This window comes from Paenibacillus sp. FSL R7-0297 (assembly GCF_038009025.1).
GTDB lineage: Bacteria > Bacillota > Bacilli > Paenibacillales > Paenibacillaceae > Paenibacillus_AQ.
Genome location: NZ_JBBPAQ010000001.1, coordinates 5,481,345 through 5,499,154 on the forward strand (window position 1 = coordinate 5,481,345; position 17,810 = coordinate 5,499,154).

20 protein-coding genes are annotated in these 17,810 nt (G+C 46.7%); 7 read left to right on the plus strand and 13 right to left on the minus strand.

All coding sequences use genetic code 11. The features are described from left to right. Positions 1 to 274 precede the first annotated feature (274 nt). The 3 genes from MKZ24_RS24070 to MKZ24_RS24080 all read right to left on the minus strand — a co-directional run bounded on the left by MKZ24_RS24070 (position 275) and on the right by MKZ24_RS24080 (position 2,901). A protein-coding gene (locus MKZ24_RS24070) for an IS3 family transposase (protein WP_156123389.1) occupies positions 275 to 1,419 on the minus strand; the annotation gives its coding sequence in 2 pieces (ribosomal slippage) (positions 275 to 1,146 and positions 1,146 to 1,419; 1,146 coding nt in all). Positions 1,420 to 1,562: 143 nt separating this feature from the next. After that, positions 1,563 to 2,045 carry a cupin domain-containing protein gene (locus MKZ24_RS24075; RefSeq protein ID WP_340787502.1) on the minus strand — a complete coding sequence of 161 codons (483 nt, stop codon included), beginning with the start codon at positions 2,043 to 2,045 and terminating at the stop codon, positions 1,563 to 1,565. 130 nt (positions 2,046 to 2,175) lie between these two features. Next, on the minus strand, positions 2,176 to 2,901 hold the full coding sequence (locus MKZ24_RS24080) for an NPCBM/NEW2 domain-containing protein (RefSeq protein ID WP_340787505.1): 726 nt from the start codon (positions 2,899 to 2,901) through the stop codon (positions 2,176 to 2,178). Positions 2,902 to 3,541: 640 nt separating this feature from the next. Between MKZ24_RS24080 and MKZ24_RS24085 the strand changes: the two genes are divergently transcribed. Together MKZ24_RS24085 and MKZ24_RS24090 are read left to right on the plus strand one after the other, a co-directional pair. After that, complete coding sequence (locus MKZ24_RS24085) at positions 3,542 to 3,832, plus strand: hypothetical protein (protein WP_340787508.1); 291 nt, start codon at positions 3,542 to 3,544, stop codon at positions 3,830 to 3,832. A gap of 24 nt (positions 3,833 to 3,856) precedes the next feature. After that, entirely contained in the window at positions 3,857 to 4,450 is a 594-nt protein-coding gene (locus MKZ24_RS24090) for a YdeI/OmpD-associated family protein (RefSeq protein WP_340787510.1), read from the plus strand. A 35-nt stretch (positions 4,451 to 4,485) separates the two neighbouring features. Here MKZ24_RS24090 and MKZ24_RS33155 read toward each other — a convergent pair whose 3' ends face one another. The 5 genes from MKZ24_RS33155 to MKZ24_RS24110 all read right to left on the minus strand — a co-directional run bounded on the left by MKZ24_RS33155 (position 4,486) and on the right by MKZ24_RS24110 (position 7,416). Continuing rightward, positions 4,486 to 4,896, minus strand: coding sequence for a LytTR family transcriptional regulator DNA-binding domain-containing protein (locus tag MKZ24_RS33155; protein WP_445324172.1), 411 nt, complete (start codon positions 4,894 to 4,896; stop codon positions 4,486 to 4,488). 2 nt (positions 4,897 to 4,898) lie between these two features. After that, positions 4,899 to 5,036 (minus strand): cyclic lactone autoinducer peptide, encoded by a 138-nt coding sequence (locus tag MKZ24_RS24095; RefSeq protein WP_340787513.1) that lies wholly within the window; start codon positions 5,034 to 5,036, stop codon positions 4,899 to 4,901. Next, a complete protein-coding gene (locus MKZ24_RS24100; protein ID WP_340787516.1) occupies positions 5,033 to 5,563 on the minus strand; it encodes an accessory gene regulator B family protein in 531 nt (176 codons plus the stop codon). The genes MKZ24_RS24095 and MKZ24_RS24100 overlap by 4 nt, the downstream gene beginning before the upstream one ends. Positions 5,564 to 6,457: 894 nt before the next feature. After that, entirely contained in the window at positions 6,458 to 6,742 is a 285-nt protein-coding gene (locus MKZ24_RS24105; protein WP_340787518.1) for a hypothetical protein, read from the minus strand. A 182-nt stretch (positions 6,743 to 6,924) separates the two neighbouring features. Further along, positions 6,925 to 7,416: a hypothetical protein gene (locus tag MKZ24_RS24110; RefSeq protein ID WP_340787520.1), complete on the minus strand. Its 492-nt coding sequence runs from the start codon at positions 7,414 to 7,416 to the stop codon at positions 6,925 to 6,927. A gap of 131 nt (positions 7,417 to 7,547) precedes the next feature. Here MKZ24_RS24110 and MKZ24_RS24115 point away from each other — a divergent pair, with 131 nt between their 5' ends. Then, positions 7,548 to 7,727 carry a hypothetical protein gene (locus MKZ24_RS24115; protein WP_340787523.1) on the plus strand — a complete coding sequence of 60 codons (180 nt, stop codon included), beginning with the start codon at positions 7,548 to 7,550 and terminating at the stop codon, positions 7,725 to 7,727. Between the two features lie 39 nt (positions 7,728 to 7,766). Then, positions 7,767 to 8,372, plus strand: coding sequence for a thermonuclease family protein (locus MKZ24_RS24120; RefSeq protein ID WP_340787525.1), 606 nt, complete (start codon positions 7,767 to 7,769; stop codon positions 8,370 to 8,372). Between the two features lie 36 nt (positions 8,373 to 8,408). Here MKZ24_RS24120 and MKZ24_RS24125 read toward each other — a convergent pair whose 3' ends face one another. From MKZ24_RS24125 to MKZ24_RS24140, 4 genes are all read right to left on the minus strand, one after another. Beyond that, positions 8,409 to 9,080 carry a stalk domain-containing protein gene (locus MKZ24_RS24125; RefSeq protein ID WP_042136296.1) on the minus strand — a complete coding sequence of 224 codons (672 nt, stop codon included), beginning with the start codon at positions 9,078 to 9,080 and terminating at the stop codon, positions 8,409 to 8,411. 166 nt (positions 9,081 to 9,246) lie between these two features. Next, positions 9,247 to 9,462: a hypothetical protein gene (locus MKZ24_RS24130; protein ID WP_042235579.1), complete on the minus strand. Its 216-nt coding sequence runs from the start codon at positions 9,460 to 9,462 to the stop codon at positions 9,247 to 9,249. Positions 9,463 to 9,544: 82 nt separating this feature from the next. Beyond that, complete coding sequence (locus MKZ24_RS24135) at positions 9,545 to 9,811, minus strand: hypothetical protein (RefSeq protein WP_042235578.1); 267 nt, start codon at positions 9,809 to 9,811, stop codon at positions 9,545 to 9,547. 197 nt (positions 9,812 to 10,008) lie between these two features. Then, positions 10,009 to 10,464: a VOC family protein gene (locus MKZ24_RS24140; RefSeq protein ID WP_042235576.1), complete on the minus strand. Its 456-nt coding sequence runs from the start codon at positions 10,462 to 10,464 to the stop codon at positions 10,009 to 10,011. A 585-nt stretch (positions 10,465 to 11,049) separates the two neighbouring features. On the opposite strand from MKZ24_RS24140, the gene MKZ24_RS24145 reads away from it, so the two are divergent. Together MKZ24_RS24145 and MKZ24_RS24150 are read left to right on the plus strand one after the other, a co-directional pair. Continuing rightward, positions 11,050 to 12,105, plus strand: coding sequence for a LacI family DNA-binding transcriptional regulator (locus MKZ24_RS24145; protein ID WP_042235573.1), 1,056 nt, complete (start codon positions 11,050 to 11,052; stop codon positions 12,103 to 12,105). A 92-nt stretch (positions 12,106 to 12,197) separates the two neighbouring features. Beyond that, positions 12,198 to 14,633, plus strand: coding sequence for a GH36-type glycosyl hydrolase domain-containing protein (locus MKZ24_RS24150; protein ID WP_042235569.1), 2,436 nt, complete (start codon positions 12,198 to 12,200; stop codon positions 14,631 to 14,633). Positions 14,634 to 14,804: 171 nt separating this feature from the next. Here MKZ24_RS24150 and MKZ24_RS24155 read toward each other — a convergent pair whose 3' ends face one another. Then, the gene (locus MKZ24_RS24155; protein ID WP_340787536.1) at positions 14,805 to 16,787 is read right to left on the minus strand and encodes a glycoside hydrolase family 127 protein; all 1,983 of its coding nucleotides are present in this window, start codon (positions 16,785 to 16,787) and stop codon (positions 14,805 to 14,807) included. A gap of 147 nt (positions 16,788 to 16,934) precedes the next feature. Here MKZ24_RS24155 and MKZ24_RS24160 point away from each other — a divergent pair, with 147 nt between their 5' ends. Next, positions 16,935 to 17,807: a helix-turn-helix transcriptional regulator gene (locus MKZ24_RS24160; protein WP_042235563.1), complete on the plus strand. Its 873-nt coding sequence runs from the start codon at positions 16,935 to 16,937 to the stop codon at positions 17,805 to 17,807. Positions 17,808 to 17,810: the final 3 nt, after the last annotated feature.

The following is a 17,810-nucleotide window of genomic DNA, read 5'->3' on the forward strand; positions in this document are numbered from 1 at the left end:
CCGGGGTCGATATTTATAGATCCTTTTATTCGTTTACTACAAATACTGATATTCAATTAAATGTTCTGTGGGTTGATGGTCCTTATCTTGGAATCCACAACTATGAATTGATAATTCAAAATGATAGCATCTTGCCTATAAATCTATTTGGACCCATAGCATTCACAGCAAATGCTATTGGAGGAGAAGGCGTAATCTAAAAAAGTAAAAAAGCCCTGCGAACCATTGGGACTGCCCCCCGTTCGTGAGACAGGGATCAAAACACCCTGCAAGTTCAAGCAGCCAGTCGCCGGAAATCCACCGGTGACTGGTTATTTAGTTTCGCCTGAATCCGAATTGAGTTATAGTAAGTGATGTAGTCTCGAACGGTCTGTTCAACGATTGCCGTCGTTGTACACATGAGATCTTCGAGGTAGAACGTTTCAGACTTTAGGGTGGAATGAAACGATTCGATGGGGGCATTATCGGCGGGCGTTCCCTTGCGGGACATGCTCATGGTAATGCCTTTTCCTTTGACTGCAGTCTGGTACATCTGAGACGTATATACACTGCCCTGGTCGCTATGAAGCAGCATATTTGCCCGTTTTGGAAGTTGATTCAGTGTATGCAACACTAAAGATGTGTCTTGCTTGTCCGCTATACTGTAAGCTACAATCTCCCCATTGTATAGGTCCAGAATGCTCGAGAGATACAACATCTTCCCTCCAAACGGTAAATAGGTAATGTCCGTGACGAGCTTTTGCAGATGCCCCTCTGCATGAAATTGCCGCTTCAGCAGATTTTCTGCTGGATGTGCTGGCTGCCCCGGGGCCTTACGTTTCTTCCTCCTTACACGGCATTGTAGCCCTTCACGCTGCATAATCTGTTGAACTCGTTTGTGGTTTATGGGTTCTTCTGCCCGAAGGAGTGCGGTGATTTTCCGGTACCCATATCGGAATTTATGCTGTACGCAAAGCTGCCTTATCTTCTCCGCTATAGACTCTGAAGGCTCGGTTTCTACTGCGGCTTTCCAGCGGTAGTATGTGGCTCTTGCAATCCCAAGCCATGCGCAAGCCTCTTTCACCGTTACTTCTTCTCGAATGGACTCGATCCAGGTAATAACGACTTGCGGTTCCACCTCCTTTCCAGTTCCCTGTACTTTTTTAGCACGTCTAGTTGCTGCTTTAAGAAACGATTCTCCGCCTTTACTCTTTCCAGCTCCGTAGAGTGTTCTGGACCTTTTCCGTAGCTGTACTGTTTGCCCACGGGCTGCTCCAGACGATGCACTTCGCCTTTTCGATACCACCTCATCCATGTCTTTAACTGTGTGTTATTCCGTATCCCTAGCTCCTCCATAACCTCTCTGACCGGAACTCCTGCCAACCTCATCTCAATGGCTTTCATTTTGATTTCTACCGGGTAACTCACTCTCGTTGCCAACGCAAAAACACCTCCAAGATTATCTCCCTATCTTACGACAGGGTTTCATTTTCTTGTAGGTGTTTTGATTTGTCTCACGTTATGGGGTCAGTCCCCATTACTGGCGGTAGGGCTTTTAACAATGCCCCGGACTGCACGCTAGCTCACTTCCACTTCTCCGCCACATTATCCTCGCCTTCATAGTAGTCTACCCGCTCTTCCGCCATATAGATTTCCTCGTACGGCAGAATGTTGATCTTTCCGGAATCCGGATATTCGCAAATATCGATCCCCAGGTTCGTACGTAGGTCCAAGTACCTGCAAGGCTCGGCGGTATGATTAAATAATTGATGCGCCCCTTCCGGCCCCGTTTCAAAAAACACCGTATCACCTTCCTGCACTTCCTGGAACCCTGCTGGCGTTCTGAGCGTAGCCCGGCCTGAAATAATTACAAATACCTCTTCAACACTTCTATGGAAATGATATGGATACGAATACTTCCCTGGATCAAGCGACCTGATCTCAAAAAGCAGTTGCTTCGCCCCAGCCGTTTCAGCCAGCTTCCTGCTTGTATGCCAGGCAAACTCAGGAACCGGGGATTGTCTTTGTTCAAACGAAACGTTCTTGTCATTGAAAATAGTAGCCATCTGAACCTCTCCTCAGCGTAGGATAATTCCAGCTTATCATATTGGTATAAATTTACTATTAAGAATATCCGACATCCCTATATAAAAAACCCTTAATCAATTTCGATCAAGGGTTTCGCAATTATTAAGTTTAAAACATCTTAGGTTCTGTAAATACCAGATCTAATGGCTTATCAAAATCAGCAACTACTGATTCAAACTGAATTTGAAGTTTTAAGACTCCTGTTATATTAACGTTTATTTCTGTAGCTAAATCACCACCACGCATACTATCCTTTCTATATAATTCCTGCCCATCTCCTAAAATAATGAAAATACCAGTATTATCAGAATTTTTAGTGTAGTCATCAACCCCAATATATCCTGTGAGCCTTTTATATTTACCATTCAAGTTATAATCTATTGAATTTTTATTATCGTTAGACATAATAGATGTACTTAAAATTGCGCCGATGCCATGTAGATATTGTTTATCAGCAATCTTAAATTTGAGCCCAGCAGGGTACGTCCAGTTCTTGAAATAAATACTATCTTTATTGGTTCCATCTATCCTAGCGTAACTAACATCGTCTAAATAAACGAATGTCCCTTCCTTCTTTCCGATCCAAGCTGTTTTTGTTTTACCGTCATATGTAAAATTTTCATTTAGCCCATCGGCTATGTTTTTAACTGGCGCATATAATTGTCCATTATATACAATCGATTGTGCAGCCTGTTTCTGTACCCCATTAAACATATACTTTACATTTTCTAATACAACACTTAGTTTTGTATTCGTACCTGCAAAAACTGTAGAACCCGTTAACATAGTGCCAATCAATACTCCAAAAATCAATCCTTTTGTTTTGTCTTTCATAACAATCCGCTCCCAATAAGTATATGTTAGGATGAAAATCCCCTTCCGTTAATTCGACAAATTCCTTTCATTTACCTTCTAAAAGATTCCAATCTAAATAAACTATAATTGTAATACACTATACTTATTCATTTAGAATAGTGAATATTGTGTCTCGAAACTCAAGTATATCTCAGAGTAATCTGCGTCTATTTTCCTGTAAACCATCTTTTTTTTATTCAAGTACCCGTTACTTATCTATAATCCAGAAAAAACTCTTTAGCAATCGAGGTTTCAATATTAGAGATCCCATTCTCTATACTGTCATCCATATTCCTCGGCACAACTATTTCAATTAAATTAATTTCTTTCACATTATCAAGTGTGTTAAAATCGTAACTCCCATTTGGGTCAGTAGATATCCCCGTAACTTCTTCAATTTCTCCTTTGACTTCTTTACAAAACATTAGATGTTTGATTTTGTGAATTCCCAATTAGCATTCAAGTATTCTTAGAGTACCGTTGATTGGATTTTCGAGATATAATCGTTTGAAATGGATCCAAATGAAATCATACATGAGATAACCTCAACTCCATTCTTTTTCCGAATTCACTGCACTTCAGCAGTATTATAGCAGTTCACTCCGAGAGGACCTATCTAATGAACATAAAAAGAAATGAAGCCATCATATATCTGATTCTAAAATATATCGAGCAAAAAGAAGAATCTAAATTCCGGGAAATAGGCACTAGTAAGAAAGTTTTCTACGCTGCCCTGGAAGAGATACATAAAGCAGACTGGGCTACAAATATTACTTTTAAACGAAGCGGTTTACTAAATCGCATAAAATCGGCCGTCGTTACCGGCAGCCGGCTAACTCAATCCAGCCGTTACTTCATCACAGACTTCGAGCGTAAAGTTGCCAGTGAGGATAGCCATCCAAATATATAATTTAATAAGAAGAGGTCTTACTGAATGACGGGTAGTGAAATGAATCCTAAAGTTGATTTTTTCTTTAATAAAGTAAGCCAATGGAAGGAAGAATACGGGAAACTCCGGGCGATCCTGCTTGGATCTCAGCTGACAGAGGAATTGAAGTGGGGGGTTCCTTGTTATACCTTTCAAGGCGGGAATATCGCTCTAATCCACGGATTCAAAGAATATTGTGCGATTATGTTCGTCAAAGGCTCCTTGCTGCCTGATCCCCAGGGCATTCTGATTCAGCAAACCAAGAATGTGCAGGCCGGGCGCCAGATCAGGTTCACTACTGTTCAAGAAATAGCCGATAGGGAAGCTACTATTAAAGACTATATCTATAATACCATAGAGGTTGAAACCGCTGGTCTGGAAGTGGACTATAAGAAGGATAGGGAGTATGAGATTCCTGAAGAGTTTCAAACAAAACTCGATGAGAATCCGGATTTGCAAGCAGCCTTTGAAGCCCTAACCCCCGGACGGAAAAGACAATATATTACTTATTTCACGGACCCCAAACAATCCCAAACCCGTATAGCACGGGTTGAGAAATATACGCCGCATATTTTGAATGGCAAGGGATTGAGTGATTAGGGGCGCCCTTTAACTTCACCGAATAAAAAAAAGAGCTACCACTCCGGTAGCTCGACAAATTTAATATTCGTTTCGGACGTTTTAACATTTTTGAGAACTTCTTTGTAACCCTTTTCTGAAAGATAACACTTTTGTTCGACCCCTTTGTGGTCTTCCCCGAAATAAGCGATATGAAATGTCTTATCCATCTGGATAATATTGGTGACTTGTATTAACGTGTTTCTATCCGCAAGAACGAAATTATATCCTGAACTTGCAAGGGTGTTAAGCCAATATTTCAGCGTACCTACTGTATAAAAGGTTTGATCGTACGTATGGACGATTATCCTATAGATAGTTCGTTCAAATTCCATATAAGTTATCTTTGCAATATCGAGTGAGAATACACCAGTGTTTCCCTCTGTGTCTCTTGTGACAGATATACTACTCAAAGGGATCAGCTCCAATATTAATTGAGTAACTCTTCAGGGACTTCCGGTTGATTTACATATAATACACTAGCGGTAACCAAAACTAGAAGAGCGGCCATTGCGGACAAACCAGAAGCAAGTTTGTAAACAGCTTTACGTTGCAGTGATTTCATCATAAGGTTTTCACCTCCTTTCTAGCGACTATCAGACTAATGGATTGTGCCATAAAACTGGCAGCAATGGCTGGTGAAGCTATAAAGATATTAGCCGTCACAAGTAGTGCAGCTACAATTTTCAACTTGGGCCAATGCGTTCTTGGAATCCGGGTCTGATGTTCGATTCCAATCGGGGCCAGCCATAGAACAACTATAAGACTGATACCATTCATAAGCAGAATCAATAAGGGGCTAATTTCAATAAAGGACAAAAGCGTAAACAACGTTGTCGTAAACAAGACGCATGCTGTTCCGGATTTGAGATGTGCCCCTCCAGATACTTGACGTAATAATGCAAAGGAGATCAGTATCTGGATTGCTTCACCTGTCCTACCGGTCAGAAGGGATACAGCCAACGTGAAACCAATAATAAATACCACATTAAGGACTACCGCAATAGCAAACTTTAAAACAGCATAGGATGCCGGGTGCTCCGGAACAATATTTTTTATCCCGGTAGCGAGCTTCGCGGACATGATATCAAGCATCTTCCTTCTCCTTTCTGGTTGAATAATATAGCAGGAATACAGACATGATCACAAAGATCACAGCATTTAACAGGATATCATTGTAGTAGAGCAGTACTGATATGCCTATCACAAAACCTAGTATCAATACAGACAGAAGAATATCTTCTAATTTCAGTCTTAGTTTATCCAGATCAAAAGTGAATCCTTTCCCTTTGCGGTAAGCATAACTGAAGATAAAGAACACCACTGCCGAAGTTAGAAGTTGCAGAAAATATCCATTCCCTACGCTAGCATAAATATCAGATATGGAGCCAAATACTAGAAGGACTATGATCGTTTGAATCACAGCAAAAATAACGTAACCTGATATTGTAGCAATGATTGATAGTATTAGAGGCATCCTGACCACAGCGGAGAAGAACAGGATGAAAATGAATATTAGAATGAGCGGCGAGATATTCGCCATCCCGAGCTCATTTCTTAACAAATAGCTTTGTAGATTATTTAGTAAGATAACGAACAATACTTGCCATAAGTACCATTTCCATTTAAATCTAAAGAGCGACATAATGAGATAATATAGAGCAAGAGTTTCTATTGTTGAGAAAAACATAAAGCCCACAGGTTCCCACGACAAACCATAACACCGCCTGACTGATTTTCGTTCATTGAATTAATTATATAACTGCTCATGCCACAACGTATACTACTTATTTACATTATTCGACACTTTTTCCCCCATTCTGCGTATTTTTTCAACAATTAGCTGTTAACCAAGTCCATTGCACAAAATTTCGTTCGTACTCTATAGCTCTCCTACGTTCTCTCCGCCTTTGTCCAGCACAAAACTCTCTACCCTGCATTCTATATAGAGAACCTTAATAGAAAGGGGTAGATTAGCTTGGCGACTCGTCAGCCGGATTTGGTGTTGATCAACTGGAGCCGGAACCCGTTAGTGCCCGGATCAGCACGCAGAATTACCGCCAGCCGGGTTATCGGAAATGCCGAACCCTGCTTGCCCAGCTTAAGAACCAACGGATTGCTTAGCACGGCCTTAGCCTGTCTGCAGGATAACGACATCGGTTTCAGAATCGTGTTCCGCAAAAAAACCTCAAGCATCAGCGGATATTTGTTACTCCAGCGTAATTGACCGGATTTCAAGGGTCTGGCTAATTGCCAGGCTCTTTTATTTTGCAACTTCTCTGAGAGGACGAACGTAACAAGTGAAGGGAATTCAGGCGTATTGCCGCCTTTCTCTGGTCCACGCGGGATTAATATCGGGGGATTGTATGGTAAAATACACTAATACAAACAAAACATCCGCCGGTCTCTCCTGACCCTACACCAACGGATGTTCATCACTAAACAGGATTATAAAATTATAATTCCGCCCATGTTACATTTAGCTCTACAGTACCTTCCTGGGAAGCCAAAGAACCGCCGATGATCGACCAGCTCTGCTTATTGTCTTTGGTGGTCCCCTGGATAATCAGGTTCTTGTCATCAAGGGTCTGCGCAGAATCGCTTCCGAGTCTTGAAGAGAAATACTCCTGATAGATCTTCGATACGGTATCCATGCTTTGCGTTGTGGTGAAGATCAGAAGAGCTGTCTTTTTACCCTCGTTCTCTTCAGAATGGGATAGCTTGATTTGAACATCCTCAGGCAGCGGGAAATCCTCCGGCAGATTCTCCGGCAGCTCTTGGGAAGCGGCAGAAGCATCCGGCTGAGCCGTAACTCTATTGTTCCCGGCGGACGGTGCAGAGGTCTGCATAGAATCAGTTGCAGGCACATCCGGCTGATTACTGCAGGCATTCACTGCCAGCATGGATAACATCAACGTTAAGGTCAAGATTAGTTTTTTGGTATACACATCTTCACTCCTTAAGCGTTCTAGGCCTAACATTGCCAGTAAGATATGCAGGCTTACCGGATAATACCCTTTATGCTATTCCGCCAATCAGCTGCTTGATTTTAATTACATCTATAGAAGGAGACATGGATATGGATAAGAAAAAAGACTCCTCCCAGCAAGGCATCGCCCTGGGCTTATGCTTTGGTATAGTGTTTTGGATGGCTTTTGATAATTTGCCTTTGGGCATAGCCTTGGGTATTGCCTTTGGAGTTGTTTTCTCTAGACCCGGCAAATCTAAGAATGATCCAAAAGATCCTCCGGCTGAGTGAACCAGAATGATATAGTCACGGCAAAGGAGTCATTAGCAAATGTTCAAATCTAATAACGGTAAGAAGCTTACCAGGTACGGCTTGATTGTATTAGCTCTTACGCTTTCGTTGGTGACAGCTGTCCTGTCGAAAGATGAACAGGACAATACCTTTGAAACACTGGACACGATTGTTCTTACATATTCTTCTCAGGCTGAAGTTCTATCTGTGACCGACGGAGATACTTTCAAAGTTAAGTTCGAAGATGGTACGGTGGACAAAATCCGGCTCCTGCTCATTGATACTCCTGAAACCAAGCGCGCCAATACACCGGTTCAGCCCTTTGGCCCTGAGGCCAGCGAATACTTAACGGAGCTTCTGAACGGGCAAACGGTTAGGGTCGAAATGGATGTGTCTGAACGTGATCCATACGGCCGGATTCTGGCTTATGTCTATCTCGGTGATGAGATGGTGAATGAAATGCTGATCGCAGAAGGTCTGGCCAGGGTTGCCATGTATCCGCCGGATGTGAAATATGTGGATCAGCTCAGAGCCACTGAGAAAAAGGCTAAGGCTGCGAAGCTGGGGATTTGGAGCATAGAGAATTATGTGACCGACCGGGGATACGACACCTCTGTCACAGCTACCCCCGCCAACAAAAAATAGACCCGAGAGACAAAAGTCTCCCGGGTTCTTCTATAGTTATTTATAATAGGAAGTAGTCAATGGAACGAACATGGATGAGCCGTCTTGTACGTCCCCGGTTACATAGATAGAGCTTACTCCGGCAATGTCCACCTCTACGGTTACGAGCCCTTCTTCAGGGGTAATGTTCAGCTTCTTAAGCACCGTATCCGTATCGCTGTCTTGCACGGTAAAGTCTTTAATATCAGTGCCGATCGCCGCTACCTGAATGTACAGCTTCTGATATTTCTTGTTCGGGTAGAGCATGAATGAGCTGCCGCGAGTGCCGCTGCCATTATCGAAATGGACATCTTTGTAGTCCTTATCTTTATAGACGGTTTTGTCAGGATCTTTGGTATGGTACGACGAGTCAAAACCGGCTGCAATGGAGACTCCTTCCGTCTGCTCGCCTAATGAAATGGTATTGGAGGCGGCATCGAATTTAACGGTAACTCCGAGCAGATCCGACACAGAACGGACTGGCAGATACGTAGTATCCTTATAAGAAATCGGAGCGATCACTGCACCGCTGCTATTCTTCAGCTGCACAGGCTGGCCATCTACCTTGAATTTAATTCCCGGGTTCAGAAAAGCTTTGATCTCCTGCAGATTGGCTCCGGCGTATACCCCCGTTCCCATTCCTCCAAGTACAGCAAAAACAGTCAGCGCAGCGGTTAATTTCTTTTTCACCCGATCAAACTCCTCTCCATGTATTTCAAATTTAAAACTTACATACTGGGAGTATAATAAATCTTACCATAATATGCAAATGACTTAGAATCTGTCGTAATACAAAAAAACACCCCGCCTTCCGGCAGGGAATCCACACATCCAATTCTAATTGGCTATGTATCAATTAGAACTCATCATTTTTGTGAACGGATTCGTAATGGTTGCGGATTTCCAGATTCTTGGCATGATTGTACAGATCTAATGCAACAATTCCTCTGCGCGCGAGCTTCACTACCAGAACGAATAAATAAATACCGAGCCCCAGACATGCCAGCCAGATTAAAAAGAAAAATATGCTGAATCCGCCGGCAAGCCATGACCCAAAACCTGTTGCCATCATTTCTCACAGCCCCTCTCCTCGTAATCGTATTAGAGTTCAGAATGTTTAAGTAAATCATAATAGCTGTGGAACTCTGCCATGATCAGCGACCGTTGTCTTTGGGCGGTACCTGATATTGTCCGGTCAATGGATCATACTGCGGACGTTCCCCGGCTATCTCTAGCTCAATGCGCTGCAAGGAATAGACAAGTTCACCGAAGCCAATAAAAAACATACCGGCTATGCAGGAAACGGCGAGGAATATAACAACTGCAAGCACACCGCCCAAATGGAATCCCACTGGAATACAAGCAAATACCCCCAGCACGATGATCGCCACGCCAAAATACTTCAGGTAAGCCCCTTTCATCAGTTGTCCTCCTTGTGATTGCTCAGTATTTAGTAAGGTTAGCATATTTCTTGTGGAACTATTTGTAAATGAGTCATGTGACAAAGCTGCCGGGCGAGATGATGGTGATCAAAGGTTCAATTAAAAGTTCAATTAACGGTTAATCAATCCGTAACTGCTACTCCTTCGCCGCTGGAATACAGAAGCATCCAAGGCAATCACTGACTCCATCGAGAAATTGATTCTGTATGATATTCTCCTGTGATCTCAATTAAATTACCATCCGGATCTTCGAGCATGAAGCAGTGATAAGGGCGCACAACATGGATATAGAAAATCTCAGATACGGCTCCGATCTCCAGTGACTTCACCCGCTCATACTCAGCATTCAAATCAGAAACGTTGAAGTTAAGGATCACATTATTCCCGTATCGAACCTCACTTTCTTGCTTATAATTTAAATACGCCTCATTAAAATGCTCCGACACATCGCTATTCGTGCGGATCAATTCCTTATCGAATTCCGGATTCCAAAGAGCGATCGTGTTCCCGCAGTGGAATTGTGCCCAGCGCTCCAGCTTCCGGGAATCTGCTTTCATATTCAGCAAAGCTTCATAAAAGGCAATGGAACCCTTCATATCACGGACGATTAGATACGTACAACCCAGCTGCATTGGGATACATCTCCTCTATAGTAAAAATATAAATTATGAAACCACTATAGCGAACATACGATCTCTTTGCAACGAGGTTTTATACTTACTGCATAAGGAATAGTTGTATTTCGTGCAGTTATAAGACGGCGAAAACCCGGTTGATTTAGGATAAGTGCACTCTGTACAACTAAAATCGAGAAAAGTGTTCGTTTGCGGCGTAGCTGTTATTTTAGTTGTATGAAGTGCAGTTATAACTCCCCCGAGTCATAAATCGCCCGCTTTAGTTGTACAAAATACAGTTAAACATGAAGCGAGCGTCTCGAAGTACGCGATCAGACGGTTTTTTAACGAATAAAAGATAACAATCTTTTTTCCTGATGCATTTATTTGTAACGCAGATCGGAGAATCCGGCAAGTGGAAACGGCTATTCCATCCTCAAGGGATGGAATTCGTTTCAGCGAGAAATTGAAGGATAAAGTTTGGCGTGAAACTAATCTTTCTTATATTTCAAGGCAAAATAGTTTGGGCGGACGATTGATTTTCGCGCCGGTTTATTTTACAATGAGTTCATAAACGCGCGTTTACAATAGAGGGGGTACACCATGCGAAGCGAAGATATTGCCAAGCTAGCCGGGGTTTCGCGAAGCACAGTATCCCGTGTAATCAACAACTATTCCAATGTCCCTGAGGAGACCCGGGCCAAGGTGCTGAAGGTCATTGAACAGCATCAGTACGAGCCTAACAGCTTCGCCCGGGCTCTGGCCGGCAAGAAGACCGATACGATCGGGCTTTTTGCAATCAGCATGAATGAGAAAGAGAACGCGACGCGGATCTATCAGAATAACTACTTCGCCCCGTTCGTCGATGCCGTTGTTGACACGGCGAATGCCCGCGGCTGTTATGTTCTGATTCACACCGTATATTCTCCCGACGACTTCCTGAAGGTGAAGCAGGCTTTCCTGCAGAAACGGATTGACGGCGGCATCATTGTCGGCACCCAGAAGGATATCGGAATTGTACGGGAAATGGTCGGTCTCGACTCGCCGCTTGTGCTGATTGATTATGACATTTCGGAGATTATGTCGGAGCATCTGGACCGCAATCATCTGGCTATAGTGAATTCTAAGGATTATGAGGGTACGGCTGAAGCCATCGAGTACCTGATCGGTCTCGGCCATGAGGAAATTGGCATGATCTGCGGACGGATGAACACATACTCCGGACGGGAACGCTACACGGCTTACGAGGATACGCTGAAGCGCCATGGGCTTACGCTGAATGAGAATTTCATCCTACAGGGTGATTTCCTTAAGGAAACCGCCTATGAAGAGGTGAAGAAGCTGCTGAATTCCGGCGGCCCGCTGCCGACTGCGTTCTTCTCCTCCAATGATGATATGGCTATTTCGGCCATGGAAGCGTTCTCCGAGCATGGCATTTCCGTGCCGGAGGATATGTCTATCGCGGGGTTTGATGATGTGCAGCTCGCTTCCCGGATTCATCCCAAGCTGACCTCCGTCCGTCTGCCGATTTACGAAATGTCCAAGGCCGCTGTCGAGAAGGTCATCGAGCTGTGCGATTCACAGCAGCCGACCTTCAGCACTATCAGTTTCCCGGCGCGTTTGGTGGTAAGAGATTCCTGCCAGCCGCCGAAGCAGTAATGTTTCAGGATACAGAAAAACCCCTTACCCCGAGGGGATTTTTTCTCAGCTTTGTAAACGCGCGTTCACAATTGAAAGGAGACTTGTCTCTAATGAAATTCGGAACTTTTGACGACACTCGCAAAGAGTATGTAATCAACACCCCAAAAACACCTTACCCATGGATCAACTACCTCGGCAACGAGCAATTTTTCGGCCTCATCTCTAATACTGCCGGAGGTTACACCTTCTACCGCGATGCGCGCATGAGAAGACTTACCCGTTACCGGTATAACAATATTCCGCTCGATACAGGCGGACGCTACTACTATCTGTACGATGACGGTGATTTCTGGACCCCGGGCTGGATGCCGGTAAAACGCGATCTGGACTTCTACGAATGCCGCCACGGTCTGGGCTACACTTCCATCACAGGCGAGCGTAACGGAATTTCCGTGAACCAGCTTGCTTTTGTACCGATGGGCCACAATGCTGAAGTACACCGCCTGATCGTTAAGAACACGGGCAACGCGAAGAAGACTGTTAAGCTGTTCTCTTTTGCCGAGTTCTGCCTGTGGAATGCCAACGATGATATGACGAACTTCCAGCGTAACCTCAGCACCGGTGAAGTTGAAGTGAAGGATTCCGTGATCTATCACAAAACTGAATACCGTGAGCGCAGAAACCACTACGCTTTCTATTCTGTAAATAAAGAAATCGCCGGCTTCGATACCGACCGCGAATCCTTCGTGGGTATGTACAATGGTCTGGACGCTCCGCAGGCAGTTGCTGCAGGTGAAGCTACCAACTCCGTGGCCAGCGGCTGGTCGCCAATCGGCTCCCATGCCCTCAACATCACGCTGGAACCAGGCGAAGAGCAAAGCTTCATCTTCGTACTCGGCTATATCGAGAACCCGGAAGATGAGAAATGGGAATCCCTGAACGTTATCAACAAAAAACCGGCGCAGGCTGTAATCGATCAGTTCGCTACAGATGCCCAGGTAGATGCTGCATTGGCTACCCTGGCTGCACACTGGGATAACCTGCTGTCCAAATATCAGATCCAGAGCGGTGACGACAAGCTGAACCGGATGGTTAACATCTGGAACCCGTACCAGTGTATGGTTACCTTCAACATGTCCCGTTCCGCTTCTTACTTCGAATCCGGAATCGGCCGCGGTATGGGCTTCCGCGACTCCAACCAGGACTTGCTTGGCTTTGTCCACCAGATTCCAGAGCGTGCCAGAGAACGTATTCTTGATATCGCCGCTACCCAGTTCCCTGACGGCAGTGCGTATCACCAGTATCAGCCGCTTACCAAGAAGGGCAATAACGAAGTCGGCTCCGGCTTCAACGATGATCCGCTATGGCTGATCTCGGGTACTGCTGCCTATATCAAGGAAACCGGCGACTATTCGATTCTCGATGAGCAGGTTCCTTTTGACAGCAATCCGGATCACACCGCTACCCTGTTCGAGCACTTGAAGCTGAGCTTCGAGCATGTAACGAATAACCTCGGACCTCACGGCCTGCCGCTGATCGGCCGCGCGGACTGGAATGACTGTCTGAACCTGAACTGCTTCTCCACTGAGCCGGGCGAATCGTTCCAGACTACTGAGAATATCGCAGGCGGCGTAGCGGAATCCGTGTTCATCGCAGGTCTGTTCGTCTTCGTTGGACCGGACTATGCTGAAATCTGCCGCATGCGCGGACTGGATGATGTCGCTGCAGATGCGGTTGCCAAGATCGAGAACATGAGTGCCATCACCCTGTCCCACGGCTTCGACGGCGACTGGTTCCTGCGCGCTTATGACCACTACGGCGACAAGATCGGCAGCAAGGAGAACGAAGAAGGCCAGATCTTCATCGAGCCGCAAGGGATGTGTGTAATGGCGGGTATCGGTGTGGAGAACGGCGAAGCAGCCCGTGCGCTGACTTCCGTTCAGGAACGTCTGGATACAGACTACGGTATCGTATTGCAGCAGCCTCCTTACTCCAAGTACTACGTGAACCTGGGTGAAATTTCTACGTACCCTCCGGGCTACAAAGAAAATGCCGGTATTTTCTGCCACAACAACCCATGGATCATGATCGCTGAAACAGTCCTTGGACACGGCGACAGAGCCTTCGATATCTACAAAAAAATTGCTCCGGCTTACCTGGAAGATATCAGCGAAGTTCACCGCATGGAACCTTACGTGTACTCGCAGATGATCGCCGGTAAAGATGCTGTACGTCACGGGGAAGCGAAAAACTCCTGGCTGACAGGTACAGCTGCATGGAACTATGTAGCGATTACACAGTCCATTCTCGGTATCCAGGCTGACTTTGCCGGTCTGAAGGTTGACCCTTGTATCCCGACGGAGTGGGACAGCTTCGAAATCACCCGCGTCTTCCGTGGAGACACTTATGTCATCTCGATCCAGAACCCGAACCATGTGTCCAAAGGCGTAGCCAGCCTGACTCTCGACGGCACTGCTGTTGAAGGTAACATCATCGCTCCTGTGGGCGACGGTGCGGTTCACCAGGTTGTAGTTACATTGGGTTAATTCGCATTACTGAAAATAGCCCCCGGTTGTTCCGCCTAAGCGGTTCAGCCGGGGGCTATCTTGTTGCAGAGAAACAAAATAGCGAAATTAAGATACATTTGTCCACTTACTGCCCAAATGGGCAGGTTGGTTTCAGCATTATATACGGTAGCTACCGATCGTAAGAGTAAACTACGGAATCCAGACCTTCATCTCGCCGCTACCGCGGTTACCCCACAGATAGTAAGGGACTGCGGTTACCTTCACTTCTTCCAGCGGCGCCTTCTCTCTGCTGTACAGCCCTCCGGTCCAGGCCGCCTGAGCTACACGGAAGCCGTCGCCTTCTACCACTACAGCACCGCCAAGCAGCAATTCATCATACGTCTCGGTGAATGGCGCTGCTTCACTCAAGGAAACCGAGCTTAGCGGTTCACTGTTATCTGCCGCTTCCAGGCAGTAGACCAGCGGTCCGCGCTGGATGGCAGTCTTCCCGGCGTCGGCACGCAGATTCGGATGGGCGTAAACGCGGTGCGCTTCCATCGGCAGAGTCAGCTCAATCACGTCGCCGGCCTTCCATTCCCTGCGGATCACGGCATAGCCCTGCTGCAAGCTTGCAGCAGAATCGACTAACGCCTCTCCGTTCACTCTGATCTCCACGTTGCCGCTCCAGGAAGGAATACGCAGCGCCATTCCGAACTCTCCGGCTTCCGCAGGATCAACCTTCAGGGTGACGGTTCCATCCCAAGGGAAACGGCTCTGCTGGCTGATTGCTACCTCTGTGCCGCCCAGCGTAGTCTTCAGCTCACTGCCGATATACAGGTTAGTGTATAGTGTATCGCCGTGCTCAGTGTAGATATACTGGTTCAGCGAGGTCAGCAGGCGCGCCACGTTCGGCGGACAGCAGGCACAGCCGAACCAGCCCTGGCGCTCCGATTTGACATGATGTTTGCCGGGGTTACAGCTGCAGGCCTGCGGCCATACTTCAAGCGGATTCACGTAGAAATAGTGTTTGCCGTCCTGTGCCATGGAGCCGAGCACATTATTATAGAGCGCACGCTCCATCACGTCGGCATACCGGGCGTCCGGGGTCAATTCCAGCATCCGCTTGGCAAAAAAGATCAGCCCGATCGAAGCGCAGGTCTCCGCATAGACCGTATCATTCGGCAGATCATAATCAAAGGTGAACGCTTCACCATGATGTGTAGAACCGATTCCGCCGGTGATATACATCTGTTTCTCCGTCATATTGTTCCACAGGCGCACGCATGCTTCGCGCAGGCCCTCATCTCCGGTAAGCCGGGCCAGATCGGCCATGGCTGTGTACATATAGACCGCACGGACCGAATGTCCCAGAGCCACGCTCTGCTCACGGACCGGGATATGGGCCTGATTATAACTGATATCCACACTGCTTGTAGCCGTACCTGTCCAGTGCGTTACCCGTCCTCTTTGTTCCCACTCCTGATGCAGGAAGTTCGGTTCCTGTCCACGCTGATCAATGAAAAAGCTGCTGAGCTTCAGATATTTCTCTTCACCGGTCAGCCGGTACAGCTTCACAAGGGCCAGCTCAATTTCCTGGTGACCATCGTAGCCCTTCAGCTTCCCCTCTTCCGGTCCGAAGATGGTTTCAATATGGTCAACGAACCGCCGTACAATGCCCAGCAGTTTGTCTTTGCCGGTCGCTTCATAATAGGCCACTGCCGCTTCAATGAAATGCCCCGCACAATATAGCTCATGGCAGTCCAGCAGGTTCGTCCAGCGTTTGCCCGGCTCTTTGAGTGTAAAATAAGTATTCAGGTATCCGTCTTCGTGCTGTGCTTCGCCGACCAGCTCTATCATCTCATCCGCCTGGCGCTCCAGCTCAGGATCACGCTTGATGCTGAGCGAATAGCCTACAGCCTCGAGCCATTTAGCTACATCACTGTCCTGAAAGACCCAGCCTTTGAATTCGCCTTCTCTCCTGCCGGCGGCAATTTCAAAGTTGGCGATGGCATGGCTTGGCTCCGCACCGGCTACCCGGTCATGCAGCGCCTCATACTGGTAAGGAATAACGGTATCCTGAACCAGCCGGATATAACGCCCCCAGAATTCATCCTGAATAGCTACCTGCCGGCTTGTGTCAGTAGCTTGCTGAATATCTGCATATTTACTCAATGTGTTATCTCCCCTTTTCATTTCATCCTCGCTATTTGCAATTATAGACGGTAAAATGAATAAAAAACAGAATCATAAGCAACTCTGTTTTTGTACTATTTCACACTCAGATTTCTAACCTTCCACGGAAATCCGGCTAATTGAAAAGAGCTTGCGAAAGGAGCAGATATGCCAGCCAGTCCTGCCTATATTCATCTGTCGGCGCCGCCGTTCCCCTATTTCCTGGAATGCGGCCATACCGTATATTTGCCCGGCGAGCAGCATCCAAACCGCAGCCGCATGGGGAAATTCGATCTTATCATTGTAGAACAAGGCTGCCTGTTCATCGGTGAGGATGATAAGGAGTGGGCGGTAACCTCCGGGCACACCCTCCTTCTGCTGCCGGACCGCTATCATTATTCAGTTAAACCCTGCGAGGAGGTCACCTCCTTCACGTGGGTTCATTTTCACACGGTCGGTGAGTGGATGGAAGCGGAAGGCGATCCTGTATATGCTGAGCGGGAGAAGCATTTCCGGCAATTCCTGATTCATCCTTATACGATCCGCATCCCCCAGTACGGACCACTCCCGGACCCCTTCGCGCGGAGCGGACAGGCAGAGCAATTGCTGCAGCTTAGTCAGGGACGGCGCTCCAGCTCTGTATGGCAACAGCAGCGCATCTTTGAGGAGATGCTGCGGATGATGGATCTGGCCCAGCAGGATACTGCGGGCAGCCAGGCGGCAGAGATCGCTGAGCAGACGGAGGCCTACCTGCGCAATCATTTTACGGAGGATCTCACGAATGCATCCCTGGCGGATGCGCTGCATTTTCACTACAATTATCTGGCCCGCTGCATGAAACGTGTCTATGGGCTAACCCCCATGGAATACTTGACGGATTACCGGCTGGAGCAGGCCAAGCTGCTGCTCCTCAAGACAGAAATCCCTATTTCCGGGATTGCAGAACGCACCGGCTTCGAGAGCACCGCCTACTTCTCCCGGCGCTTCAGCCGGAAGGTTGGCATCTCTCCGCTGCGCTTCCGCAAGCGTTACTCCCGCTGAATC